Source organism: Streptomyces sp. CA-278952 (genome assembly GCF_028747205.1).
GTDB lineage: Bacteria > Actinomycetota > Actinomycetes > Streptomycetales > Streptomycetaceae > Streptomyces.
Window position 1 is genome coordinate 1,530,911 of sequence record NZ_CP112880.1, and the last position, 26,987, is coordinate 1,557,897.

The 26,987-nt window shown below is 73.4% G+C and carries 15 protein-coding genes; 13 read left to right on the plus strand and 2 right to left on the minus strand.

Annotation, left to right across the window (positions count from 1 at the left end; translation table 11 throughout):
* Window positions 1-47: 47 nt before the first annotated feature.
* The 10 genes from N7925_RS06665 to N7925_RS06710 all read left to right on the plus strand — a co-directional run bounded on the left by N7925_RS06665 (window position 48) and on the right by N7925_RS06710 (window position 20,947).
* Window positions 48-10,586 carry an amino acid adenylation domain-containing protein gene (locus N7925_RS06665; RefSeq protein ID WP_443032122.1) on the plus strand — a complete coding sequence of 3,513 codons (10,539 nt, stop codon included), beginning with the start codon at window positions 48-50 and terminating at the stop codon, window positions 10,584-10,586.
* Window positions 10,583-10,789 (plus strand): MbtH family protein, encoded by a 207-nt coding sequence (locus N7925_RS06670; RefSeq protein ID WP_265598575.1) that lies wholly within the window; start codon window positions 10,583-10,585, stop codon window positions 10,787-10,789. Before N7925_RS06665 ends, N7925_RS06670 begins: the two co-directional genes overlap by 4 nt.
* Before the next feature lie 79 nt (window positions 10,790-10,868).
* Window positions 10,869-11,891, plus strand: coding sequence for an ATP-binding cassette domain-containing protein (locus N7925_RS06675; protein ID WP_265598576.1), 1,023 nt, complete (start codon window positions 10,869-10,871; stop codon window positions 11,889-11,891).
* Window positions 11,888-12,688 (plus strand): ABC transporter permease, encoded by an 801-nt coding sequence (locus N7925_RS06680; protein WP_265598577.1) that lies wholly within the window; start codon window positions 11,888-11,890, stop codon window positions 12,686-12,688. The genes N7925_RS06675 and N7925_RS06680 overlap by 4 nt, the downstream gene beginning before the upstream one ends.
* Window positions 12,689-13,066: 378 nt before the next feature.
* Entirely contained in the window at window positions 13,067-15,499 is a 2,433-nt protein-coding gene (locus N7925_RS06685) for a sensor histidine kinase (RefSeq protein WP_265598578.1), read from the plus strand.
* The gene (locus N7925_RS06690; RefSeq protein ID WP_265598579.1) at window positions 15,496-15,900 is read left to right on the plus strand and encodes a roadblock/LC7 domain-containing protein; all 405 of its coding nucleotides are present in this window, start codon (window positions 15,496-15,498) and stop codon (window positions 15,898-15,900) included. Before N7925_RS06685 ends, N7925_RS06690 begins: the two co-directional genes overlap by 4 nt.
* A 132-nt stretch (window positions 15,901-16,032) precedes the next feature.
* A complete protein-coding gene (locus tag N7925_RS06695; RefSeq protein WP_265598580.1) occupies window positions 16,033-17,238 on the plus strand; it encodes an ABC transporter substrate-binding protein in 1,206 nt (401 codons plus the stop codon).
* Window position 17,239: 1 nt separating this feature from the next.
* Window positions 17,240-19,402 (plus strand): branched-chain amino acid ABC transporter permease, encoded by a 2,163-nt coding sequence (locus tag N7925_RS06700; RefSeq protein ID WP_274343340.1) that lies wholly within the window; start codon window positions 17,240-17,242, stop codon window positions 19,400-19,402.
* The gene (locus tag N7925_RS06705; RefSeq protein ID WP_265598582.1) at window positions 19,399-20,208 is read left to right on the plus strand and encodes an ABC transporter ATP-binding protein; all 810 of its coding nucleotides are present in this window, start codon (window positions 19,399-19,401) and stop codon (window positions 20,206-20,208) included. The genes N7925_RS06700 and N7925_RS06705 overlap by 4 nt, the downstream gene beginning before the upstream one ends.
* 10 nt (window positions 20,209-20,218) lie before the next feature.
* The gene (locus tag N7925_RS06710) at window positions 20,219-20,947 is read left to right on the plus strand and encodes an ABC transporter ATP-binding protein (RefSeq protein WP_274343341.1); all 729 of its coding nucleotides are present in this window, start codon (window positions 20,219-20,221) and stop codon (window positions 20,945-20,947) included.
* A 96-nt stretch (window positions 20,948-21,043) separates the two neighbouring features.
* On the opposite strand, the gene N7925_RS06715 is transcribed toward N7925_RS06710, so the two are convergent.
* Entirely contained in the window at window positions 21,044-22,261 is a 1,218-nt protein-coding gene (locus N7925_RS06715) for an FAD-dependent monooxygenase (RefSeq protein ID WP_274343342.1), read from the minus strand.
* Window positions 22,262-22,334: 73 nt separating this feature from the next.
* Complete coding sequence (locus N7925_RS06720) at window positions 22,335-22,685, minus strand: 5-carboxymethyl-2-hydroxymuconate Delta-isomerase (RefSeq protein WP_274343343.1); 351 nt, start codon at window positions 22,683-22,685, stop codon at window positions 22,335-22,337.
* Between the two features lie 316 nt (window positions 22,686-23,001).
* Between N7925_RS06720 and N7925_RS06725 the strand changes: the two genes are divergently transcribed.
* The 3 genes from N7925_RS06725 (at window position 23,002) to N7925_RS06735 (ending at window position 26,778) form a co-directional block, all read left to right on the plus strand.
* Complete coding sequence (locus N7925_RS06725; RefSeq protein WP_274343344.1) at window positions 23,002-23,631, plus strand: alpha-ketoglutarate-dependent dioxygenase AlkB; 630 nt, start codon at window positions 23,002-23,004, stop codon at window positions 23,629-23,631.
* Between the two features lie 230 nt (window positions 23,632-23,861).
* A complete protein-coding gene (locus tag N7925_RS06730) occupies window positions 23,862-24,398 on the plus strand; it encodes a hypothetical protein (protein ID WP_265598587.1) in 537 nt (178 codons plus the stop codon).
* A 133-nt stretch (window positions 24,399-24,531) separates the two neighbouring features.
* On the plus strand, window positions 24,532-26,778 hold the full coding sequence (locus N7925_RS06735) for a hypothetical protein (protein ID WP_274343345.1): 2,247 nt from the start codon (window positions 24,532-24,534) through the stop codon (window positions 26,776-26,778).
* Window positions 26,779-26,987 lie beyond the last annotated feature (209 nt).

The following is a 26,987-nucleotide window of genomic DNA, read 5'->3' on the forward strand; positions in this document are numbered from 1 at the left end:
ATGCGCGCCCCGGCCCATGCCGTCGCAGGTCTCCCCCACCGAGGTGAATGCGCGTGACCGACCTACCCCGCACCGGAACCCCGACGGGCACCCTGCGCCTGACCGCCGCTCAGCAGGGCGTCTGGTTCGCCCAGCGGCTCGACCCGGCGGATCCGGCGTACAACATCGCGGAGTACGCCGATATCCAGGGCCCCGTGGAACCGGACCTGCTGCGCCGCGCGGTCGGCCACACCGCGTCCGAGATGGAGGCTCTGCGCACCACCTTCGGTGAGCGGGACGGGGTTCCCTTCCAGCGCGTGCGGGAGAGCGAGTCCATATCCATGCCCTGCGTGGACCTCTCCGACGAGGTGGACCCGCACGCGGAGGCTCTGCGGCGGATGCGGCTGTGTCTGGCCGAGCCCGCCGACGTATCGGCGGGGCCGCTGGTCCGCGTCACCCTCTACCGGCTCTCTCCCTCGCGCCACCTCTTCCACCAGCAGGTGCACCACCTCGCGGTCGACGGCTACGCGGCGGCCCTGGCTCTCTCCCGTATCGCCGAGGTCTACACCGCTCTCGTGCTCGCCCCGGATGTCCTTCCCGAGCTGCGTCCCACCGGTACTCTCGCCGCGCTCGTCGAGGAGGAGGACGCCTACCTCGCGTCCGAGCGGGGCGCCCAGGACAAGAGGTTCTGGGCAGGGCACCTCGTCGGCGCCCTCCCTCCCGAGACCCCCCCACCGTCGGGTACGAGGAGGAAGTACGGGACGGCGTCGGTGCGACGGGTGTACAGCCGGGCGGAGACGGCACGGCTGAAGGCCGCCGCCAAGCAGGCCGGAACCGGCTGGCCGACGTTCGTCATGGCGGCGCTGGCGCTGTGCCTGCACCGGGAGAAGGGGCTCGGCGAGGTCGTGCTCGGCCTGCCGGTCACCGGTCGGCGCACTCCCGCGGCCCGTTCGACGCCCGCCATGCTCAGCTCGATCCTGCCGATGCGACTCGCCGTCTCCCCCGCCGACCGGGTGGCCGATCTGGCGCGCCGGGCCTCCGCCGAAGCCCGTGCCGTACTGCGTCACCAGCGCCGGCCGGCCGAAGCACTCCGCCACCAGCTGGGGTTGACCGGGACGACGACGGCGCTGACCGGGCCCTCCGTCAACATTCTCGCCTTCGACGACGCCCTGCGATTCGGCCCTCACCCGGCGACCCTGCACAACCTGTCGATCGGCCCGGTGGAGGACCTGGCTGTGGCCGTGCACGCCTCCTTCGGCGACGGCGGTATGCACGTCGATCTGCTGGGCAACGCCGCGCGCTACGGTCAGCAGGACCTCGTGGGGCCGCATGAACGTCTGTGCCGGGTTCTCGACGCGTTCGTGGCGGACCCGGAGCGGACCGTCGGAGCGGTGAGCCCCGTCGCCGAGGACGAACAGCGGCGAGTGCTCGGCCTCGGCGCCGCTCAGCCATCGGGAAGTGACGCCCCGGAACCGTCCCCCCTGACCGAGCAGTTCGCCCGGCAGGCGCGAACCACCCCTCACCACACTGCCGTTGTCTGCGACGGCACGACCCTCACCTTCGAAGAACTCGGCCGCCGGGTGAACCGCCTGACGACCCTGCTCGCCTCGCGGGGCGCCCGGCCCGGCACCCGCGTCGCGGTGGGACTGCCACGCTCCACGGACCTGGTGGTGGCGATGCTCGCCGTGATGCGGACGGGGGCCGCGTATCTGCCGCTCGACCCGTCCTACCCGGCGGACCGGCTCGCCTTCATGATCGACGACTCCCGGCCCGTCGCCCTGGTGGCGACCGCGTCATCGGCGGGCACGATCGACCCTCGGGGTACGGTCCCGCGCATCGACCCCTCGACCGCACCGGACGGCTTCCCGGCCGGTGGCGTCGGGGAGCTGCCCGGACCCGGACCCCAGGATGCCGCGTACGTCATCTACACCTCGGGGTCCACCGGCCGCCCCAAGGGCGTGGTCGTCGAGCACCGTTCTCTGAGCAACCTCCTGGAGCACCACCGCCGGGAGGCCCACACCCTGGCCGAGGAAGCTCTGGGGCGACGGCTGCGGGTGGCGCTGTCCGCCGCGACCTCCTTCGACGCGGCCTGGGACCCGGTGCTCTGGATGGTCGCCGGACACGAGTTGCACATCATCGCGGACGACGTCCGCCGCGACCCCCAGGCGCTGGTGCGGTACCTCGTCGACCATCGCATCGACGCGATCGAGACGACCCCCACCTATCTGCGGCAGATGCTGGCGACGGGGCTGCTCACCTCCGAGAGCCACCGGCCGCGTGTCATCGCCCTGGGCGGGGAAGCCGTCGACGACGGGCTCTGGGAGGAGCTGGCCGCCGATCCCGACCTGCTGGTGTTCAACTTCTACGGGCCCACCGAGACCACCGTCAACGCCGTGACCGCCCGGATCACCGGTGCGTCCCCCGTGATCGGGCGACCTGTCACCGGGGCCGGGGCCTATGTGCTCGACCCGTCCCTGCACCCGCTGCCCAGAGGATCGGTGGGCGAGCTGTATCTGTCGGGCGAGGGCGTGGCGCGCGGATACGCGGGCCGTCCGGGGCTCACGGCGGAACGCTTCATGCCGGACCCCTTCGGCCTTCCGGGTGCCCGGATGTACCGCACCGGTGACCTCGCCCGGTGGGGCGAGGACGGTTCGCTGGAGTTCGTCGGACGCAGCGACCGGCAGATCAAGGTGCGCGGTGTGCGGGTCGAGACCGGGGAGATCGAGGCCGCGCTGCGCTCTCTCCCCGGTGTCGAGGACGCCGCTGTCGCCCTGACCACCGCGCAGGACGGTCCCGAGCGGCTGGCCGCGTTCCTGGTGGCCGGAGCGGACGCGCCCGCTCACGCGGAGACGCGCGACGCGGTCGCGGCCCTGCTGCCCGGCCCGTTGGTGCCGACGGCCTGGGCGACCGTGGAGCGTCTGCCGCTCACCCCCAACGGAAAGCTCGATGTGGCGGCGCTGCCGCCGGCTCTGCCGGTCGCGTCCGACGGCGGTGCCCCGCGCACCGCCCTGGAGGCCCGGATGTGTGCGGTCTTCGCATCGTGCCTGGGGGTGGAGCGGGTCGGCCGGGACGACGACTTCTTCGCGCTGGGCGGCCACTCGTTGCTGGCGATGCGGCTGATCGGCCGGATCCGCGGCGCGTTCGACGCGGAGGTGCCGATCAGCACCCTGTTCTCCGCACCCACGCCGGCCGGCTTGGTCGCGACGCTGGGCGACATCGTCCCGGCCCGGCGTTCGGTGACGGCCCTCGCCCCTCGCCCGCAACGGCTTCCCCTCTCGTTCGGGCAGCAGCGGCTGTGGCTTCTGGAGACGCTGGGCGACGCGGGTGCCTCCTACCATCTGCCGGTGGCGCTGCGCCTGCGCGGAGCGCTGGACCGCGACGCTCTGGAGCTGGCCCTCCACGACGTCGTGGAGCGGCACGAGGCACTGCGCACGATCGTGGCGCAGACCCCGCAGGGCCCCTGCCAGAAGATTCTGCCGCCCGCGCGGCTCCCGCATCCGCTTCTGCGGGTCATGGCAGCCGGCGACCCGCTGGAGCCGGACGGCACACGCTTCGACCTGGAGCACGAGATCCCTCTGCGCGCCCGGTTGTTCCCCGTGGGCGCCGAGGAGAACGTCCTGGTCGTGACGTTGCACCACATCGCCGCCGACGGATGGTCGATGGGGCCGCTCGTACGGGATCTGTCCACCGCCTACGGCGCGCGCCGCTCGGGGCGGGCACCCGGGTGGGACGAACTTCCGGTGCAGTACGCCGATTTCGCACTGTGGCAGCGTGACCTGCTCGGGGATCCCGACGCGCCGGACAGTCTCGCGCGCCGCCAGCTCTCCTCCTGGGCGGACTCCCTGGCCGGGCTGCCGGAGGAGTCGTCGTTCCCGATGGACCGGCCGCGCCCGGCCCGCACCTCCGGACGGGGCGGGAGCGTCCCCGTGCGGATCGGGACGGAGGACCACCGGAGGCTGGCGAGACTGGCCAGGGACCACGGCGCGAGCTCCTTCATGGTGCTGCACGCGGCGCTGGCCGCCCTGATGTCGCGCCTGGGCACGGGCGAGGACATCGCCGTCGGCACCCCGGTGGCGGGCCGTACCGACGACGCGCTCACCGAGCTGGTCGGCTTCTTCGTCAACACCCTGGTCCTGCGGGCCGACACCTCCGGCTCCCCGGCGTTCCGTACGCTCGTGGACCGGGTGGCCCGTGCCGACCTGGCCGCCTACGCGCACCAGGACGTCCCCTTCGAGCGGGTGGTCGAGGAGCTGGCGCCGCCGCGGTCGCTCGCGCGCCATCCGCTGTTCCAGGTGATGCTGAGCCTCAACAACACCCCTGCCCCCCGCCCGCATCTCGACGGTCTCACGGTCGGCCACGAGAGGTCCGTGGGGCGGTCGGGCTCCAAGTTCGATCTCAGCTGGGACCTGTCCGAGCACCACGACGGCCAAGGCCGCCCGGATGGGATCACCGGTGAGCTGGAGTACGACGAGGACCTCTTCGACCGTACGACGGCGGATCGGTTCGCCGAGCACTTCACCCGCCTCCTGAGCGCCCTGCTCTCCGAGCCGGACCGTCCGATGACGGACGTCGGATTCCTGACCCCGTCGCAGCGCGCGGCGGCACTGGACGAGCTGCCGCGCACCGCGCGGGAGCCGCTCGGCGCGACGCCGGGGGCGGCCGACGGCGACGGCGACGGGACGGTGCTGGACGTCCTGGCGACCCGCGCGGCCGTCCAGCCGGACCGCACCGCGGTCGTGGCCGGCGACGAGCGCCTCACCTTCGGTGAACTGCTCCTGCTCTCGGACCGCCTGGCCTGCTCGCTCGGGGACCGGGGGATCGAGGCCGGTGACCGGGTGGCGGTGGCACTGCCCCGCACCGCCCTCGCCGTCGTGGCGGTGGTGGGCATCCTGCGAGCCGGGGCGGTGTACGTCCCGCTCGACCCGGCGCAGCCCGCGGCCCGGACCTCGCTGATCCTCGACACCGCAGCCCCGCGCCTGGTACTGGCCACCTCCGCCACCCGGTCGGCTCTCCCGGACACCACCGACGTCCTCCTTCTCGACGAGGCCGCCGAGCAGGAGGGCCCCGTCGCGGTGACCATGCCGGTGCCGCCCCGCGGTCATGACGCCGCGTACGTGCTGTACACCTCGGGATCCACCGGGCTGCCCAAGGGCGTCGTGGTCGAGCACCGGTCCCTGGCCAGGCTGCTCGCTCACCACCGCGACCGCCTGATGGACCCCGCCGAGGCGGAGAACAACGGGCTCCCGCTGCGCGTGGCGCACACGGCCGCGATGACGTTCGACGCCTCCCTCGACCCCCTGCTGTGGATGATCGCGGGCCACGAACTGCACCTTGTGGACGACCTGACGCGCCGGGACCCGGAAGCCCTCACCGCCCTGCTCCACGACCGGGCGATCGATGTCGTGGAAACCACCCCCTCGCTCGTCGAACAGCTGCGCTCCTGCGGTCTGTTCGCACCCGGCCGGCCTCGACCCCGGGTACTGGCACTGGGCGGGGAGGCCGTACCCGCGCCGCTGTGGCGGGAACTGGCCGCCCTGCCCGACGTGGCGGTGTGGAACCTGTACGGGCCCACGGAGACCACCGTGGACAGCGTGATGGGCCGTGTCCTGCCCGGCGTGCGGCCCCACCTCGGGCATCCGGTGACCGGCGCCCGGGCCCGGGTCCTGGACCGGCGGCTGGAGCCGGTCGCCCCCGGGGTGACGGGAGAGCTGTATCTGTCGGGCCCGGGCGTCGCCCGTGGCTACGACAACCGCTCCGCCGCGACGGCGGAGCGCTTCGTGCCCGATCCGTACGGAGCGCCGGGCTCCCGGATGTACCGCACCGGCGACCTGGTACGCCGGGTCGAAGGACGCCTGGAGTACCTGAGCCGCGCCGACGGCCAGATCAAGATCCGCGGCTTCCGGGTCGAGACCGGCGAGGTCGCGACGGCCCTGAACGCCCACAGCGACATCGCGCAGTCGGCGGTCGCGGTGCGCTCCGACTCCGACTCGGGCTCCGGCTCGGGTTCGGGTTCGGGTTCGGGCTCCGGCTCGGGTTCCGGCTCCGGCTCGGGTTCCGGCTCGGGGGAAGCGCAGTTGGTCGCCTGGGTCGTGCCCTCCGGTCATCGGGACCTGTCCTCCCGGGAGTTGCGGGCCTTCGTCGCGCAGCGGCTGCCGGCCCACATGGTGCCTTCGCTGATCGTGCCGGTCGCCGCCCTCCCGCTGACCCCGCACGGGAAGGTGGACTTCGCGGCGCTTCCGTCGGCCACCGTCGCGGAGCGTACGGATGCGGAGAGGGAGAAGCGGGCCCCGCGGTCCGCCCCGGAGGAGATCCTCTGCGCCCTGTTCGCGGAGAGCCTGGAGCACGAACAGGTCGCCCCCGACGACGACTTCTTCGAGCTGGGAGGACACTCGCTCCTGGCGACCCGGCTGATCGGCCGGATCCGCTCCGCGTTCGGCGTCGAACTCCCGGTACGGGCCCTGTTCGAGTCCACGACCCCCGCCTCGCTCGCCGAGCGGCTGGAGGGAGCGGGCGCGGCGCGGCCCGCACTGCGGCGGGCGCACCACACCGAACGGCCACCGCTGTCCACGGCTCAGGAGCGCCTGTGGTTCCTGCACCAACTGGACCCCGAAGCGGCGGCGTACCACATGGCGTTCGCGGTCCGGCTGGACGGCAGCCTGGACCGGCACGCCCTGCGGCGTGCGCTGGGTGATGTGCTGACCCGGCACGAGATCCTGCGCACGGTGGTCGAGCCCGGCGATGGCAGCCCCCGTCAGCGTGTGCTCGCGCCCGGTGACGTACTGCCGGAACTTCCCGTCGTGGCGGTCGGCGAGGCACACCTGGGCGAGGCACTGCGCGAGTCGGCGGCCGAGCCCTTCGACCTCACCCACGACGTCCCCCTGCGACCGGTGCTGTTCCGGACCGGTGAGGACCGGCACACCCTGCTGGTCACCGTCCATCACATCGCGGCGGACGGATGGTCCATGGGCCCTCTGGCCCAGGACCTGGCCGGCGCCTACGCGGCGCGGTCCGCCGGGCGAGCGCCGAGCTGGGCGCCCCTGCCGGTCCAGTACGCGGACTACACCCTCTGGCAGCGCGACCTGCTGGGCAGTTTCGATGATCCCGTCTCCGCGGCATCGGCCCAACTCGCCTTCTGGAAGGACGCTCTGGCCGGTGCCCCGGAGGAGACCGCCCTGCCCACCGACCGCCCCCGGCCCACCGCGCCGGGCGGTCGCGGGGGCACGGTCCCGGTACGCGTACCGGAGGAGACCATGGCGAAGGTGGCACGGCTGGCCAGGTCGACGGCCAGCAGCACCTTCATGGTTCTGCACGCCGCCCTGGCCGCGCTGCTGCACCGGATGGGGGCCGGCGGCGATGTCACCATCGGCACCCCGGTGGCAGGGCGGACCGACGAGGCACTCGACCCTCTGGTCGGCTTCTTCGTCAACACCCTGGCCCTGCGGACGGACCTCGGCGGCGACCCGGACTTCACCGAGCTGCTCGCCCGGGTACGGGAGACGGACCTGGCCGCCTACGCCCACCAGGAGCTGCCCTTCGAACGGCTGGTGGAGGCCGTACGGCCGACGCGCTCGCTCTCCCGCCACCCGCTCTTCCAGGTCATGCTGACCCTCAACAACCACCGGCCGCCCCGGCTGGACCTGCCCGGTCTGGAGGCCCGGCTGGAGGGGGTCGACACCGGAAGCGCGAAGTTCGATCTCTCCTTCTCCTTCACCGAGCGGACATCGGCCGGGAGCGGTGGGGCCCACCTCGACGGAACGCTGGAGTTCAGCCTGGACCTGTTCGACGCCGAGACTGCCGTACGGATCGCCGACCGGTTCGGCCTCCTTCTCGCGCACGCGGTGGACGCCCCCGCCACGATCGTGGACGACCTGCCGCTGACCAGCACCGAAGAACAGCGGCGGCTGCTGGACCTGGGCGGTGGCGCCGGTGCGCGCCGCCACGACGCCGCGCCTCCCACGACGGTGCTGGACCGCTTCTCGGCAACGGTGGCCGCGGCGCGCAGCGGTGACATCGCGGTGACCGCCCCGGACGGCAGCCTCTCCTTCACGGAGCTGGACGCCCGTTCCGACCGGATCGCCGCGCTGGTCGCCCGGGCCGGCGCGGGCGCCGGGGACCGGGTGGCCGTGCTGCTGCCGCGCAGCACCGACTCGGTCGCCGCCCTCCTCGCCGTGCTCAAGGCCGGGGCGGTTTACGTCCCGGTGGACGACTCCCTCCCCCCGGGCCGGATCGACGCGGTGCTGGCCGACGCCCGACCGCACACCGTGCTCACGGCGGACGCCACCCACACCCGGGCAACGGACCGCTGGCACCGTCTGAACCTGGACTCCCCGGACTCCGCCACCGCTCCCGCTCCCCTGCCCGAGCGGGCCCGGCCGGGTCCCGCCGAGCCCGCCTACCTCCTGCACACCTCGGGCTCGACCGGCCGCCCCAAGGGAGTCCTGGTCGGCCACGGCTCCCTCGCCCGGCTGCTGGAACACCACCGGCGGCATGTTTTCGGGCCGGCGGTACGGGCGACCGGAAAACCCCGGCTCGATGTCGCGCTGACGGCCGCCCTGTCCTTCGACGCCGCGTGGGACCCGGTGCTCTGGATGCTCGACGGGCACCGGCTCCACGTCCTGGACGACCTGACCCGGCGGGACCCGGAGGCCCTGGTCGAGGCGGTACGCGTCCTGGGCCTCGACGTGCTGGAATCCACGCCCACGCATGTCCGGCAGTTGGTGAGCGCCGGACTGTTCGCCGGGGCCGGCCGGGCCCCGTCCGTGATCGTCCTGGGCGGTGAAGCCGTCCCGGCCGGCCTCTGGGACGATCTGCGGGCCCGACCGGGCCTCACGTCCTGGAACTTCTACGGACCCACCGAGGCGACGGTGGACACCCTCACCGCCGAGCTCCGGACGACCGACCGGCCGGTGCTCGGCGCGCCGGTCGAGGGGACGGCCGTACGGCTCCTGGACGGCCGGCTGCGACCGGTCCCGGTCGGGGTGACCGGCGACCTCTACCTGGCCGGGGACAGTCTGGCCCTCGGCTACCACGGACAGCCCGGGGGGACCGCGGACCGTTTCGTGCCCGACCCCTACGGCCCCGCGGGAACGCGGATGTACCGCACCGGAGACCGGGCCGTACGGACGCCCGACGACGCTCTGGAGTTCGCCGGGCGCTCCGACGGGCAGGTCAAGGTGCGCGGGTTCCGGGTGGAGCCGGAGGGGATCGCCGCCGTGCTGGCGGAACACACCGACGTCGCCCAGGCGGCGGTGGTGGCACACGGTGAGGGTCCCGGAGGCTCCCGCCTGGCCGCGTACGTGGTGCTCGCCGACGCCCGACCCGTCGCCCCGGCCGGGAACGGCGCCGTGGACAGCGCCGCACCCACCGGCCCCGCGCGGTCCGGCTCCGAACGGCTCGACGGGGTGCGGGAGCACGCGGCGGCCCGGTTGCCCGGGTACATGGTCCCCTCCGGCTGGGTCGCCGTGGACGCCATCCCTCTGACGCCGAACGGAAAGCTGGACCGGAAGGCCCTGCCCGACCTCGCCCCGCAGGCGGCGGGCGCAGGCACGGGGCGCAGCCCCCGCAACCCTCGGGAGGACGTGCTGTGCACGCTGTTCGCGGAGGTACTGGAGCGCGAGCAGGTCCTCATCGACGACGACTTCTTCGCCCTGGGCGGCCACTCCCTGCTGGCGGCGGGCCTGATCCGCCGCATCCGTGACGCCCTGGGGGTGGATGTCAGCATCCGCAGCCTGTTCGAGGCGCCCACGGTCGCCGCACTCGCGGAACGGATCGGCGCCGGCGTCCAGGACAACCCGCTGGCGACGCTGCTGCCCCTGCGGACCAGGGGCGGGCTGCCGCCGCTGTTCTGCGTCCACCCGGCCGGCGGTCTGGCCTGGGCGTACGCGGGGCTGCTCCCCCACCTCGGCAACGACCGGCCGGTCTACGGGCTCCAGACCCCGAACCTGGACGGCACCGAGCCCTTCCCCGACAGCATCGAGGCGATGGCCGCCGTGTACGTGGCGGAGCTGCGGGCCGTCCAGCCGCACGGCCCGTACCACCTGTTCGGCTGGTCCTTCGGCGGCAACGTCGTCCAGGAGGTCGCCGTCCAACTCCAGGAGGCGGGCGAGGAGGTGGCCCTGCTGACGATCCTGGACGCCTTCCCGCTCGCCCCGCTGGACGACCTGGACAGCGCGAGCCGGGACACCGTCTTCCGCGCCCTGCTCTCCAACATGGGGGTCGGCCAGGAGGCCCTGGACGGGGGCGGTCCGGTGGAAGCCGCGGCCGTACGGGACCAGTTCCTCGCCGGCGGCAGTCCGCTCGGATCGCTGGAACCGGCCACGATCGACGCGATGGTGGACAACTTCGCCGGTCAGGCACGCCTGATGCGGAAGTACACCCCCCGTGTCTTCCACGGACCTGTGCTGTTCTTCACCGCCACCGAGGGCCGCCCCCGGGACACCTTCGACCTGTCCCTCTGGGGCCCGTACGTCGACGGGCCCATCGAGAACCACGACGTGGCGTGCGCGCACGCCCAGATGATGCAGCCCGCCGCGCGGGAACAGATCGGCACCACCGTCTCGGCCGTGCTCGACGCCGGCCACCGCACCGAACAAGGAGACCCGTCATGACGAATCCCTTCGACGACCCGCAGACCCGCCACCGCGTCCTGGTCAACGACGAGGGACAGCACGCCCTGTGGCCGTCGTTCGCGGCGGTGCCCGCCGGCTGGGACGAGGTGTTCGGCCCGGCGGAGCACGCGGCCTGCCTGGAGTACGTGGAGGTCAACTGGACCGACATCACCCCCAGGAGCGCCCGCGCAAGGGTGGCATGACCCCGCCTCTCCTGCCCCCTCTCCCCGGTCCCGCCGGGCCCTCGCGCCCGCCCCACCCCACGCACCACGAGAGGCACCCATGACCGCCCCGCCGAACTCTCCGGCGATACGCGCCGAAGGACTCACCAAACGATTCGGGAAGAAGCAGGCCCTGGCCGGTGTGGACCTCGAAGCGGCCCCCGGCACCGTGCTGGGGGTGCTCGGCCCGAACGGTGCGGGGAAGACCACCACGGTGCGGGTGCTGTCGACGCTGCTGCGACCGGACAGCGGCCGGGCCTGGATGGCCGGCCACGACGTCCTCGCCGACCCGGAGGCCGTACGCCGTGACCTCGGGCTCTCCGGCCAGTACGCCGCGGTCGACGAGAAGCTGACCGGCCGGGAGAACCTGTACCTCGTGGCCCGGCTCTACGGGTTCGGCCGTCATGCCGCCCGCCGCAGGGCCGGGCAACTGCTGAGCGGCTTCGACCTGGAGGACGCCGCGGACCTGCCGAGCGGAACGTACTCGGGAGGGATGCGCAGACGGCTCGACCTGGCCGGCGCGCTGGTCGCGCGGCCGGCCGTGGTGGTCCTGGACGAGCCCACGACCGGCCTCGACCCCCGGGGCCGGGCCGACACCTGGCAGGCCGTCAGGGACCTGGTCGCCGAGGGAACGACGGTGCTGCTCACCACCCAGTATCTGGAGGAGGCGGACCAGTTGGCCGACGCCATCGTCGTCATCGAGGGCGGACACGTGGTCGCCCGCGGCTCGGCCGCCGAACTCAAGGCGCGGGTCGGCGGCGAGCGGCTCTCGCTGACCGTGTCCGACCCGCGGCACCGGGTCACCGCGGCAGAGATCCTGGCCGCGCTCGGAGAGCACCTCCCCGACCTCGATCCGCGCACCGGCCGACTGACCGTCGCCACCGATCACGGCGCGCAGAGCCTGGAGTACGCCCTGGGCTGCCTGCGGCTGGCCGGCATCGCCGTCCGGGACGTGGAGCTGGCACCGCCGACCCTGGACGATGTGTTCCTCTCCCTCACCGGCCGCCCGCTCGAGCCGGGCAGACCTCCGGTCTCTCCGACGGCCTCGACAGGCGCCACGGCGACCGGGGGCGATGGCCGGTGACCGCGGTCCAACGACTGAGCCGGGACTCCTCCATCGTGGCCTGGCGCAATCTGCTGAACCTGCGCCGGACACCTGGATCGGTCATCGCGGCCCTGGTGCAGCCGGTCATGTTCGTCCTGCTGCTCGCCTACGTCTTCGGCGGAAGCCTCGGCGGGGCCGACTACCGTACGTTCCTGATGGGCGGCATCTTCGCGCAAGCCGTCACGTTCAACGCGGCGTTCACCGCCCTGGGCCTGGCCAACGACATGGACAAGGGCATCGTCGACCGCTTCCGCTCCCTGCCGATGCCCGCCATGGCGGTGCTCCTGGGCCGGACCCTGTCGGACCTGACGATGAGCACGGTGACCCTGGTCGTCACCTCGCTGTGCGGGCTGCTGGTGGGCTGGCGGATCACCGCGTCGCCGGCCGACGCGCTCCTGGCCTACCTGCTGATCCTTCTCTTCGCCTTCGCGATGTCCTGGGTGGGAGCGGCGATCGGGCTGATGGCCCGCAGTGTCGAGGTCGCGCAGAGCGCGGGGCTGATCTGGCTCTTCCCGGTCACGTTCGTCTCCTCGGCCTTCGTCTCCACGCACACCATGCCCGGTCCGCTGCGGACGATCGCGGAGTGGAACCCGGTCTCCGCAACGGCCACCGCCGTCCGCCGGCTCTTCGGCAACCCGCCGCCGGCCGGCCTGCCGACGAGCGACACCTGGCCGGTCGTGCACGCGCTCCCCTACGCCGTCGCCTGCGCCTGCCTGATCACGGGCGCGTTCATGCTGCTGGCGCTCAGGAGGTTCCGGCGCATCACTCTCGGATGAGGGACACTCCCCACCCCCGGAGCGCGTTGACGATGTCGACAGGAGTCCCTTCCTGCCGGCCTGCCGGGCGTCCGCGTCCTCGGTGCCGTGGGAAAGTCAAAAACCTTTGTTTTGTGCTCACTTGTAAGCGAAAGCCGAACACCCCTGTGCGTCCGGTGAGCAGATTTTTCGCTGATTCACCCATCCGGAGGCGCGTACTACGGCATAGGATCATGCCGCGCGCCGCAGGGTCCCTACCGTCCCACCGGCACCGCTCCCCCCACCGTCATCGTTCCCCCCACCAGCACGCCCTCACCGACACCCCCACCCTCCGTAAACAGGTACAGGTATCCGCGTGTCACCGATAGTCGAGCCCGGTTCCGGCGACGGAGCCGCGCAGTGAAAATCAATCGTCGCCTCGTACTCCTCGTCACCGCACCGCTCACCGTGGCCGTCGCCTTCTCGGTCCTGGCACTCGCACCCGCGACCAGCCAGGCACTCCAGGCCGATCGGCTCGCCTCGATGGTCGAAGTCGCCGACGGGGCGGCTGAGTTGACCAACCGATTACAGCGTGAGCGGGCGGCCGCCACCGCTCTGATCTCCGAACAGGGAGACGCGGAGGCCTTCCGGTTACGTGCGAACGCGACCGACGAGAGCATCGCCGGATTCCGCAGCCGGACCAAGGGACTCTCCGCGGTACCCGGCAGCGCGCGGCGCGCCCTGGACCGTATCGAGCGCTTCGTCGAGGAGATGCCTGGGCTCCGCGCACAGGTGCGCTCGGGAAGCAGCACCGTCTCCGCCCTCGCCTTCGGCTATCGGATCGTGATCGCCGACCTCAACAGCTACCGCGACGGCATCGCGCAGGCGGACGGCGTGGACGCCGACATCGCGGACCGGATCCGCGCCGCCGCCGCTCTGTCCGAGGCCGCGGAGCATACGGCGCAGCAGCAGGTCACCGTCGCGAGGGCGCAGGCCGCGGGCGGCTTCACCATCGCCTCGCAGCGGACCTTCGACGCCGGCCGGATGGGCTACACCGAGTCGACCGGCGCCATGTTCGACCTCGGGCCGGGCGAATGGCGGACCTGGCTGGAGCGCACGCTGTCCGGGACGAAGGCGCTGGAGGCCCGCCGCCTTGAGGACGAGATCGGGCGGACGGGGGCCGGCAAGGACATCACGGTCACCCCGGAGGAATGGCAGAAGGCGGCCAACGACCGCCAGGAACTGCTCCGTTCGGTGGAGAAGCGGGTCGACGCGGCCGTCCTCGCCCAGGTCCTGGACGTACGCACCACCCTCATCTGGACGGCCGGCGCGGAGGTCGCGTTGGTGGTGCTGACCCTGGTCGGTGTCGTCGTCGTCGCGATCCGGCTGGGCCGCGTCATGGTCCGGCGACTGCGCGATCTGCGCAACGCCGCGCACGAGGTCGCCCACGTGGGGCTGCCCGCCGTGATGAGCGAGCTCTCCCAGCCCGGCGCGCTGCGCGGCGCGACGCCCGAGGAGGTGGCCCGGCGGACCGGTGACCCGGTCGGGACCACGGGCGAGGACGAGATCGGCGAGGTCGGTGAGGCGTTCAACGCCGTCCATCACGAGGCCGTCCGCCTCGCTGCCCAACAGGCTTATGTGCACGAGCAGTTGGCGGAGACGCTGGTCGGTGTCGCACGCCGGGGAGCACGGTTGACGGCTGTCATGGTGTCCGAGCTGGACACGGTGCAGCGCGACGAGGCCGACCCCGTGCGGATGAAGACCCTCTTCGCTCTCGACCACCTCGCCGTCCGCATGGAGCGCAACACCAACAACCTCCTGGTGCTGGGCGGTTACGGGAACGCCCGGGTGCGCTCGGCCGATGTGGGCTGCTCCACCGTCATCGTGGCCGCCGCCCAGCAGATCGAGCGGTTCGACCGCGTCTCCCTCGGCGTGATCGAGTCGGGGATCGGGGTCACCGCCCGCGCCGTGCACGACGTGGCGCACATCCTGGCGGAGCTGCTCGACAACGCGACCCGCTACTCGCCCCCGGACAAGCAGGTCGGGGTCGCCGTCTGGCGGCTGTGGGACCGGGCCGTCGTGCAGATCGTCGACGAGGGCGTGGGCATCACGGCGGAACGCCGCGCGGTCCACAACGCCGCGCTGCTCGAACCGCAGGCCGGCATCGGCGACGTACGGTCCATGGGGCTGCACGTGGTGGCACGGCTCGCCGCGCGCCACGGCATCGTCGTGGAACTGCGCGACTCCTCGGGCCCCGGCACCATCGCCGAGGTCACGCTGCCCGCGAAGGTGCTGGCACTGGACCTGGAGGAAGACCGGGCCCCGACGCCGGGCACGCTCGCCAACGCCGCCGGCTACGAGGCGCCCCGGCCGATCACACCGCCGGGGCCGGGGGGCCGCCGGCAGGGCGCCGCCGCGACAGCGCGACCCGGCCACGACAGCACCCCGGTCGGGGCGGGCGTCGGCGCCGCCGGGGCCGGCGCCCCGGCAGGCGGCGAGCGGGAGGCGCCGCCCGGCCACGACGGGCCCCGCGGCTCCACCCGTGAGCGGGATCACGGCACCACGCCCGCGCCGCACCCCGTGCACGACGAGCCGGTGTCGCGCGTCGCCGGCGTCAGCTCCTCGGGGCTGCCGCTGCGGCAGCGCAGGGCGCCTCAGCAGTGGCCCGCCGCGGGGAAGCGGGAGGGCGCCGAGCAGCGCCCCGGGGCCGGCGCGCCGCGGCCGTCGCCCCGCCGCCGGGACTCCCGACAGGTCTCCGACGTGCTGGCGGCGTACGCCCAGGGCATCAACCGGAGCACGAACCACCGGGGGCGTTCCGCCCCGGACGACAACACCGAACGGACCGAGAAATGACCACCTCCTCCGACCTGAGCTGGATCCTGAGCGATTTCGCCGGGCGCCTCCCGGAAGTCACCCAGGCGATAGCCGTGTCCGTGGACGGGCTCGCGCTGGCGTACACCGGTGTGGAACGCGACGACGCCGAGCGGCTGGCCGCCATCGCGTCCGGCGTCGTCAACCTGCTCTCCGCGGCGGCCCAGTTGACCAACACCGATCCCGTGGAGCACAGCCTGACCGCGATGGAGGGCGGCTACCTGTTCTCGATGGCCGTCTCCAGCGGTGCCTCGCTCCTCGTCACCACGACCAGGGACGCGGACATCGGCGAGGTCAGCTACATGATGTCCGAACTGATCAACCAGGTCGGCGACTCGCTCTCTCCCCAGCTCCGCGATCCGAGCCTCCCGCCCCTCCGCTGACCGCCGGTACGGGCGTCTCCCACCCCCGTACTGCTCACCGGTCCGGACTCCCACCGGTGGCGGCCACCCGCCGCACGCGTCCAGACCGGCACGCACGACACTCCTGCCCCCCGAGACTGTGATGTGAGCCCCATGTTCCCCTTCGCCCTTTCCCGCCCCCACCGCCGCAGATTCCGGCCGGCCGGCGCTGCCGCCCTCGCCCTCGGCCTGGCGGCCGTCACCGGATGCAGCAGCGACAGCGGCGCCGCCGACGACACCGTGAAGATCGGCCTGGTGGCCTCCCTGTCGGGCACCTACGAGCCGGTCGGCACGGAGCTGCGGGACGGCTTCAAGCTGTACCTGGAGACCCATGGCAACAAGCTGGGCGGCCGAAAGGTCGAGCTGATCGTGGCGGACGAGGGCGACGGCCCGCCGACCGCCGTGCCGGCGGCCACCAAGCTCGTCAAGAAGGACAAGGTCGACGTGTTGACGGGCCTCGTCGGCGGCGGTTCGGTCAACGCGGTCCTGCCACTGATCCAGCAGGCCAAAATCCCCTTCCTGGGATCGAACGCCCGGCCTCCGGTCAAGGACATCGAGTACGTCTGGACGACCAGCTTCCTGTCCGACGAGCCGGGCCGGGCCATCGCCCCGTACATCAAGGACAACGTCGACGGACCGGTCTACGCGATCGGCCCCGACTACCAGGGCGGCCACGACGAACTGCGCGGATTCACCGATGAGTTCAAGCGGATCAAGGGGAAGCTCGCCAACCCGGACGGCAAGACCACCTGGACGCCGTTCCCGAAGACGACCAACTTCATGCCGTACTTCGCGGAGATCGCCAAGACCGACGCCAAGGCGGTGTACTGCTTCTACGCCGGCAAGGCCGCGATCGACTTCGCCAAGCAGTACGCCCAATCGGACATCGCCGATCTGCCGCTGTACACGGCCTTCGTGACCGAGGGCAGCGTGCTCCAGGCACAGGGCGCGGCGGCGAAGGACATCTACTCGGTCCTGAACTACGCGGCCGACCTCGACAACGAGGCCAACCGCACGTTCGCCGCCGACTGGACCGCGGAGCACGACACGCAGCCCACCACCTACGCGATGGCGTCGTACGACGCGGCCGCCGTACTGGACAAGGCGATCGCCGACGCGGCGAAGGACGGCGACGTCACGTCGCAGACCATCAACAAGGCCATCGCGGGGCTGGGCCAGATCGACAGCCCGCGCGGCGCCTGGGAGTTCGGCGACAAGGCCCACTCCCCGGTGCAGACCTGGTACCTGCGCCAGGTGCGGCCGGACGGATCCCGGTTGGCCAACGTCATGGTCCAGGACCTGGCGACGCTCGGCAGCTGACATGGATCTCCTCGACGCCCACCTCATACCGGCGGTGGACGGGGTGGCGTTTGGTCTGCTGCTGTTCGTGGTCGCCGCCGGCCTGAGTCTCGCCTTCGGCACGGCGGGTGTGCTCAATCTGTCGCACGGCACGCTGTACGCGATCGGCGCCTACACGGGGGCCGAGCTGAGCGACGGGACCTGGGGCGGCCTCGCCATCGGCCTGGCCGCCGGAACCGCCGCCGCGTGCGTCGCCGGGGCGGGGCTGTCCGCCGCGACGGCTCCGCTCGCCCGGCGTGGGCATCTGGCGCAGGCACTGCTGACGTTCGGGCTCGCCCTGATCGGCGGTGATCTGCTCATCCAGCTCTTCGGGGCGGACGAACTCCCCGTGCGCGTTCCCGAGGCACTCGACTCCTCGGTGATGCTGCTGGGGCACCGCTACCCCGCCTACCGGCTCTGCTTCATCGTGATGGCCGTGCTGCTCGCGGCGTTCGGGACCTGGGTGCTGACCCGGACCCGGATGGGCGCCGCGGTACGGGCGGCCGCCGACGATCCGCAGATGCTCGCGGCCACCGGCCGCAACCCCCGGGCGGTGCACACCGGCGTCCTCGCGGCGGCCGGCGCGCTGGCCGGGGCGGCGGGCGTGCTCGGGGCGCCGATCATCGGCCCCGGCCCCGGTACGTCCGAGAACGTGCTGATGCTCTCCCTCGTGGTGGTGGTGCTCGGCGGGCTGCGCTCGCTGTGGGCGACCTTCCTCGCGGCGATCGCGGTGGGCGAGGTGCAGGCCCTGGGCGTCTCGCTGGCACCCGATCTGGCGCCGTATCTGCTCTTCGCCGCGATGGCGGCGGTGCTGGTGCTGCGCTCCCGTTTCGCGGAACCGACCGCGGGGCACGGCTCCGAGGACCCCGGGCCGGACCCGGTCGCCCGGCTCCGCAACCACCTCGCCGGCCGTCTGCGACGACGGCCGCGCGGGACGCCGGAGACGGCCGGGGCGGCACGGACAGCAGGGGAGGCGGGGGCAGGGCGGACAGCAGGGGAGGCGGGGGCAGGGCGGCCCGAGGAGGTGGCCGGGGCGGACCGGGCCGGCGCGGCGCCCCGCGAGCGCGGGAGGCGCCTGCCGGCCTGGGCCGGCCGGCTGCCGGGCGGGGCCGCGTGGCGGCAGGCGGCTCCGCTGCTCGTCCTGCTCTTCGTGCTGATCTCCCTGCCGGCCGTGCTCGACGCGTACAGCATCTCGCTGGCCGGTTCCGCCCTGGCCCTGGGGCTGCTCGCGGTCAGTGTCACCATCCTCACCGGCTACGCGGGGCTGCCCACCCTCGGGCAGACCGCACCGTTCGCCGTGGGCGCGTACGCCACCGCGAACCTCGCGGACGCGGGGTGGACGGTGGGACCCGTGCAGCTCGTCCTCTCGGCGCTCGCCGCCGCCGTCTTCGCCGCGGTGGTGGGGCCGGCGGTGATCCGGGCCCGCGGCACCACCGTCCTGATGATCACACTCGCCATCGGCGAGCTGACCGGTGCGGTCGTCAACCAGCTCAAGTCCGTCACCGGCGGCGCCGACGGCCTCGTCGGTTTCCCGGCCACCCGGGCGCTGTGGGGCGGTGAGGAGATGCTGGAGGAGAGCGAGCTGTACACCTACGCGCTCGTCGTCGCCGTCGTCGCCGTCTCCGTCACCCTGCTCGTCCTGCGCTCGCCGGCGGGGAAGCTGCTGACCGGCACCCGGGGCGCCGAGGCGCGGATGCGCGCCTCCGGGCACCCGGTGGGGCGCTATCTGCTGGTGGCCCACATCTGCGCGGGCGCGCTGGCCGGGGTGGGCGGTTCACTGATGGTGACCGTCCAGCAGTATCTCGCCCCCGCCGACGTCGGGTTCGAGATCGCCGCGTTCGCCCTGCTGGCGGTGGTCATCGGCGGTACGACGTCGGTGATCGGCGCCCTGCTGGGCGCCGGGCTCATCGTCGCCACCCGGGACTGGGTCGCCGGTTCCTGGCCCGGGCACGGGCCGCTGCTGCTCGGCGTGCTCTTCGTCGCCACCGTGTACCTGCTGCCGCGCGGCCTCGCGGGGCTGCGCGGTGGGTCCGGCGGCGGGAGCGGGCCGCCGTCCGAGGCTCCCGTGGCCGGGGACGAGCCCCCGTCGGCACCCGCCCCCCACCTGGCGCCCGCCCCCGACCCCGCCGGGAAGGTCTCCCCATGACACCAGCACCGACCGCCGCGACGCCGGAGCCCCCCGTACTGGACCTCACCCGGCTCACCCGCCGGTACGGCACCCTCACCGCCGTCGACGACGTCAGCCTGCGGCTCCCCGCGGGCGCCCGGCACGCCGTCATCGGTCCCAACGGCGCCGGCAAGACCACCCTGCTCGACCTCATCGCGGGCACGGACCGGCCCGACCACGGCACGATCGCCCTGGACGGCACCGACATCACCCGGATGCCGACCGCCAGGCGCAGCCGTCTCGGCGTCGCCCGCAGCTTCCAACAGCCCTCGGTGATCGGGGAGTTGTCGGTGCTGGACAACATCGTCCTGGCCGGCTGGCCGCACCACCCGAAGCGCCGCGGGGCCTGGCGCAGCCCGTCCCGCTACCGGCTGCACACCGAGTCCGCGGCCCGCCGTCTGGAGACCGTCGGTCTCGCGGAGCTGGCCCACCGGCCGGCGTCCACGCTCTCGCACGGGCAGCGCCGCATGCTCGACCTCGCCGCCGCGCTGGCCGGTGACCCCCGGCTGCTGCTCCTGGACGAGCCGGCGGCCGGACTGACCGACGACGACATCGGCCGGCTGCTCGCCATCCTCGGCGGTCTGCCTCCGAACGTCGCGGTCATCCTGGTCGAGCACCACGTCGAGGTGGTCGCCCAGGTCGCGTCCACCGTCACGGTGCTGGCCGCCGGGAAGCTGCTCGTCACCGGCCCGACCCAGGAGGTTCTGGCGCATCCCGAGGTGCGCGACGCGTACCACGGCACCGGCTCGACGGCGGGCCCGGCCGCCGCACCAGCGAGAGGATGACCGACGCCCGATGCTCGAACTCACCGGCCTGACCGCGGGCTACCACGGCGGCACCGTCCTGCACGGGCTCGACCTGTCGGTCCCCGCCGGCACGGTCCACGCCGTCGTCGGCCACAACGGCGCCGGCAAGACCACCCTCGTCCACACCGTCGCCGGACTGATGCGCCCGAGCGCGGGAACCGTACGCCTCGACGGCCGCGAGGTGACGGGGCAGCCCGCTCACCGGATCGCCCGTGCCGGGATCGGGCTCGTACCGCAGGGCCGCCGGGTGTTCGCCGGGCTCACCGTCGACGAGCACCTGCGGCTGTCGTACCGGCCGCCGCGCCGGGGCGACCCGGAGCGCCCCAGCGTGTGGACCCCCGCGCGCGTTGCGGAGCTGCTGCCCCGGCTGGGCGAACGCCGGGGCAACCGGGGTGCGGAGCTGTCCGGCGGCGAGCAGCAGATGCTGGCGCTGGCCCGTGCCCTGCTCGGTTCGCCGCGGCTGCTGCTCCTCGACGAGCCGACCGAGGGCCTCGCCCCGGTGCTCGTCCGGCAGGTCCACGAGCTGGTGGCCACGCTGGCGGCCGAGGGCATCGCCGTGCTGCTGGTCTCCCCCAGCCCCGCCCAGGCCGTCGAGTCCGCCGGGGCGCTCACGGTCCTCACCTCGGGGCGGACGACGCTGCGCATGGACGGTGCGGACGCCCGCGCCGACGGCACCGCGTTGCACGCGGCGCTGGAGCTGGCGCCGACGGCGGTCTGACACGCGAGCGGGAAGGGGCGCGGCGCGGTCCAGGGCCGCCCCCTTTTCCCGCCGACTTCCCGCCCTCTTCCCGCCCTCTTCCCGCCCTCGGGAGGCCTACCCGGCCTTCAGGCGGTGGCCGCCGAAGCCGCTGCGCCGGTCGGAGCCCTGGTTCTGGTCCTGCCACCACGTGTCGAACGCCGTCCGGTCCATGGCGGACCAGTCGGGTGTCCGCTCGACCTGCGCGGCGCCCATCCGGCGGGCGAGCGCGACCATGGCCGACCCGACGGGCCCGCGCCCGGCGTCGTAGCTCTCCAGCACCCCCTTCCAGCTGCCCCCGGCCGTCCAGGCGGCCTCCAGGGCGGTGGCGTCCTGGAGCGCCTTCACGCTGCCGCCGCCGATGTGCGGCCGGGCGACACTGGCGGCATCACCGACGAGCACCATCCGCCCCGAGGTGTAGTGCGGCGCCTCCAGGTCGTAGATGGGCTGGATGAAGGTGGTCTCGGCGGGGGTGCGGAGCACCCTGGCCGCCCAGTACGGCGGGAAGTTGTCCGCGACCAGGGCCCTCAGGTGCGCGGTCAGCTCGGAGTTGAGCCGCCCCGGCGGGAGGGAGGTGGGGGTCCGCAGGTCGGGGTGGAGGCCGTCCGCCTCGGGGGGCGCGGTGTAGAGGACCCAGTTGAGCCGGTGTCCGCCGACGCCGTCCGGGATGCGGTAGATCATGCAGTGACCGCCGGGGAAGACGATGTTGTGGGCGTCGTGGCCGTCCGACGGGAGGCCGGCGACCTCCGGCGACGTGCCGCGCCATCCGATGTATCCGGCGTACGTGGCGTCCGCGCCGGGGAACATGGCCTCGCGGACGACGGAGCGGTATCCGTCCGCCCCGATCACGGCGTCGAAGTGCTCCCGGTGCCCGTCCGCCAGGCGCAGCGTCACCCCGTCGGCGTCCGGCTCCACCCCGGTGACCACCGCGCCGGACCGGTAGGAGACCTTCTCGGGCACCCGGTGGCGCAGTTCGCTCCACAGGGAGCCCCAGCTGTAGGCGCGGAAGGGGAACGGCTGCTCGCCGACGACCCGGCCGTGCTCGGCCTCGCCGTCCCGCACGCTCCACACCCGCCGGGTCAGCGGCGCCCAGGGCATCTCCGGGGCGACGTACCCGGCCTCCCTCAACTCGTCGTAGCGGTCGCTGTGGAGGGCGATTCCCACCCCTCTGTCACGGAGCCGGGCGTCCGCGCGTTCCAGGACGGTGATCCGCTCGGCTCCCCCGCGCGAGGCGGCCAGGGCCGCGGCACACCCCGCTATGCTGCCGCCGACCACGGCGACGCTGCCTCCACGCATGTCTGGCACTCCACTCACTCGACGTTCCGGCCTTCCTGTCCTGCCCACCCGACCTACCCGACGCGGTACCCGTTCAGCGCTTCCGGAAGGCCGCGTCCAGGTCGGGGACCTCGACGGAGGCGTGCAGGGTCACGCCGTCGCCCGGCTCGACCCGGGCGGCGATCAGATCGAGTACGGCGTCCGCGAGGCGGATCTTGGTCGCGTCGGTGCGGCCGTGGAGCAGGCGTATCTCGATGTGCAGGACGGCGTGACCTTCGACCCGGTCGCCGATGACGAAGTCGTCGACGCGGCGGAAGCGGGTCTTGCAGGCCTCCGGGCGGGTGTCGACGGTGGCGGCTATGAGCGGGTGCAGGGCGAACGCAAAGGCCTGGCGGTCGAAGGTCGCGGCGAGCGTGCCGGAGTAGTCGACGGTGATCTGCGGCATGGGGGCAACTCCACGGAGAACAAGGTGGGATGGGACTTCCGCTCGTACGGAGGGAACGGTAGCCGAACACGGGCGCGGGTCGGAGCTCGCCTGTCGTCCGTGCGGAGCACTCGGCAGCCGCCCCGGCCGGCGCCTGCTCCGGTCGGCCCCGCCCGCACTGCGCACCCGGGCGCACGGTCCTACCGTCCGTGCTGACCTCGTCACCCGGAGACCCGGTCGTCGATCTGATCAAGGAAGGGTGAGCCGGAGTTCCGCCGCCGAACGCTGTTCGCCCACGCTATTCGCACACCTGCTCGAATAGCGTTAGGCTCTCCCCATGGCCGTACACCTGCAAAGCTCGCTTTTCGACCAGGAGGCCGAGGTCGGAACCGGCCCCCTGAGCGGACTTCGGCGTACCGATCTGGGCCACGGGGCCTGGATCGACGTACTGCCGCAGTGGCTCCGGGGCGCGGACACCCTGTTCCAGACGTTGGTCCGCGAGGTCGATTGGCGGGCCGAGCAGCGCGTCATGTACGAGCGCGTGGTGGCGGTCCCCCGGCTGCTGGCCTTCTTCGGCCGCCGCGACCCCCTTCCGCATCCGGCCCTGGAAGCCGCCCGCACCGCGCTGGGCAGGCACTACGCGGCCGAGCTGGGCGAACCGTTCACCACGGCGGGGCTGTGCTTCTACCGGGACGGACAGGACGGGGTGGCCTGGCACGGCGACACCATCGGCCGCGGCGGCACCGAGGACACGATGGTCGCGATCCTCTCGCTGGGCGCCCCCCGGCACCTCGCGCTCCGACCACGCCGCCCGGGTCCCACCCCCGTCCGCAGGCCGCTCGGGCACGGTGACCTGATCGTCATGGGCGGCAGTTGCCAGCGCACCTGGGAGCACGCGATCCCGAAGACCGCGCGGGCCGTCGGACCGCGCATCAGTGTGCAGTTCCGGCCCGACGGGGTGCGCTGAGCCCGGCGGGCGCGGGCTCCGGACCATCCGGACCGAGCAGGCCCTGCCGTCGGCCTGAACCGGCTGACGCCCGCACCGCCATGGACCCGCCATTGGGCGCTGCCCGTGAACAGCACCCGTGGCCAGCAGCGTTGTTGACAACCCAACAGACATCGACTTAGGTATGCCTTACCTAAGTCGACTGGGTGTCCGTGGTCCTGGTTACCGATGCCGAGAAAGGTGCTCATCTCATGAGTGCTGTTCCCTCCACCCGCACCGTCGCCCGCGCGGGCCTCGCCGCGTTCGCCGCCGCCGCGCTGGCCCTGACCTTCGCCTCCCCCGCCGCCGCCGCGACCGGCACCCGTACGGTCACCGACGGGGGCGCCACCTACAACCTGTCGCTCTCCGGGCCCGACACCGCAGCCGCCGCGGGCGCCAACATCACCGTCACCGGTAGCGGTTACAACACCGGCCAGGGCGTCTACGTGAGCCTGTGCGTGGTGAACGGGGCCCAGGGCGCCAACAAGCCCTCGCCCTGCCTCGGCGGCCAGGACCAGTCCGGCACCACCGGCGCCTCGCACTGGGTGTCCGGTCTGGGCGGCGGCCTCCCCAACACCTCGCCGTTCGGAGCGGGCGGCACCTTCAGCGTCCGGATACACGTCAAGGCCGACCTCGGCGGCGGCAACGTCTGCGGTGACACCGTCGAGTGCGCCATCGTGACCCGCGCCGACCACACCGACACCAACGACCGCAAGTACGACGTCCACGCGCCGATCAACTTCGTGTAACGGGGACCGACTGCGAGCAGCACCGCATCACTCCGTCCAGCACTGCTCAACTCCCTTGAGCATCCCAGCCATTCGCCCGGTCCCGGCCGCTCGTGCCGGGGCCGGGCTCCCCCGCGTCGTGACGAGGAATGACATGACATCCACTCCGGGCACCGCTCCCGGCACCCCGCCGAGCGGCCGCCGCAGACTCGGACCCCGGGCGGGCACGGCCGCCGTCGCCGCCCTGCTGCTCGCGGCGATCCCCACGGGCGCGGCGGTCAGCGCCGACGCCGGCACCCCGAAGACCGGCACCGGCCCCCGGGGACAGAAGCTGACCGTCTCGGCCACCACCGGACTCGACCCGGCCGGTGAGAAGGTCCGCGTCACCGGCGAGGGGTACGGCCTCACATCCGGCATCTACGTCGCCCTGTGCAAGGACAACGGTGACAACCGGGTGCCCTCCCCCTGCCTCGGCGGCGCGGACATGAGCGGCGGCTCGAAGACCTCGCAGTGGATCGTGCCGCCGGGCGACCCGTACGAGGGCGAACTCGCCCGCGCCTTCGGGCCCGGCGGAACCTTCGACGTGGAGATCGAGATCCCGGCGAAGGGCGACGGCCTCGACTGCGCCACGGTGGCCTGCTCCCTCGTCACCCGGGCCGACCACCGCTCCAGTGGCGACCGGTCGCAGGACGTCCGCATACCCGTCGCCTTCGCGGGCCAGGAGCCGGGCGAACCGGGCGGCGAGGGCGTCGACGTGCCCGCGGGGACCGTCTCCTACCAGGCCGCCGCCGACTTCACCGCGGCCGGCAAGCCGCTGGACCTGCTGCTGCACCCCGACTCGAAGAAGCTGTACGTCGGCGCGGACAACCTCCCCGACACCGCGGACGTCGACGAGCGCGGGCTGCATATGCTGAACCCCGAGGACGGCAAGGCCGAGAGCTGGATCAGCCAGGCCCCCGGGCCCACCGGGGAGGTGCGCGCCTCGGCGGCCGCCCGCATCGCGGGACCGCTGCCGGGCGACGGTGTCGTCTACAACTACCCGCTGCGAGGCGTCGGGAGCGCCAAGGCCGGCGACGAGAAGGCCTCGGGCGTCTGGCTCACCGGGTCCACCATCACCGACATCGCCCCTGGTACGACCCCGCGCACGGTGCTGGTCGCCCAGGGCGCGAAGCTCTCCGAGATCGACCGGGGCACCGGAACGGCGACCCGGAGCCTCACCCTCCCCGGCGGCACGCAGTTCGCCGCCGACCCCGCCCGGGGCGCGCTCTGGTTCAGCGACTTCGCGGCCGGGCAGCTGCACCGGGTGGACCTCGCGTCGTTCACGGTCACCGCCTCCTTTGCACTGCCCGGCGCCGAGGGCATGGCCGGATTCACCGAGACGGACCCGGCCACCGGCGCGGTGTGGGTCGGCGTCAACCGGTCCGTACTGGTCCTCGACGCCGCCGGCAAGCCGCTCAAGACGCTCGTCGGGGCGGACCTGGCCCGCGACGCCGCCTTCGACGAGGCGACGGGCCGGGCCTACGTGGCCTGGCAGGACGGCGGGGACCTCTCCGATCCGGCCAACGACAACAACGGCACGCTGACCGTGTACGACACCGAGGACTTCGCCGTGGCCGCGAAGGACGTGTCGCTGCCCGGCAACCACTCCCAGTCCGGCGCGGCCTCGCTCGCCGTCGAGCCGGGCGGGGCCACCGTCTTCGTGACGAACCCCGCCGAGGGCAAGATCACCAAGCTGGTCCGGCAGGTGTCGCCGCTGGTGACCCGCGCGCCCGCCGACCTGGCGGCCGAGGACGGCGAGGAAGTCACCCTCACCGCGGCGGCGCAGGGTTCCCCGGAGCCCACGCTCCGCTGGCAGGTCAGCACCGATGACTCGGTGACCTGGCAGGACGTCGAGGGCGCGACCGGGCCGGCCCTCAGGTTCACCGCGAGGACCGCGCAGGACGGCTACCGCTACCGCGCCGAGTTCCGCAACGACGTCGGCACCACCCGCACCTCGGCCGCGACGCTCACCGTCACGGCGCCGCCCACCGGAGGCGGGGAGACAGGCGGCGACAGCGGCGGTGGCGCCTCGACCGGCGGCGGCAGCACGGAAGGTGACGGGACGGCAGGTGGTGCGGTCGGTACGCGGTCGGGCGGCGGCTCCACCACCGGGGGCTCCGGCTCCAGCGGTACGGCCGACGGCGCCACCGGTACGGCCGACGGCTCCGGCGCGTCCGGTGGCGCCGGTTCCACGGTCGCCGGTGGCGCCGGCGGCGGCACCGGGGCCGCCGCCACGTCCGGTGGCGGCCTGGCCGCCACCGGGGTCTCGGTGATGTCGGCAACTCTCGTGGCAGCGGGACTCGTTGGCGCCGGGCTGCTGGTCCACCGGCGCACCAGGAGGCGCACGGACGGCGTGTCCTGACCCCGAAGCGCCCGCCCACCCCCCTCGGGATGGGCGGGCGCATCCGCGAACCCCCTGGCCGGGCACGCCGCCGGCCAGGGGGTTCGCGCGTTCCCGCCGGAGCGCACCGGAGCCGGGGCCCCGTCGGCCGCCCTCCCGCGCCGCCCGCCACAAGCGCTTACCGGTCCGCCCCTCCCTCAACATCCGTACGCACAAGGCGACATCGGATG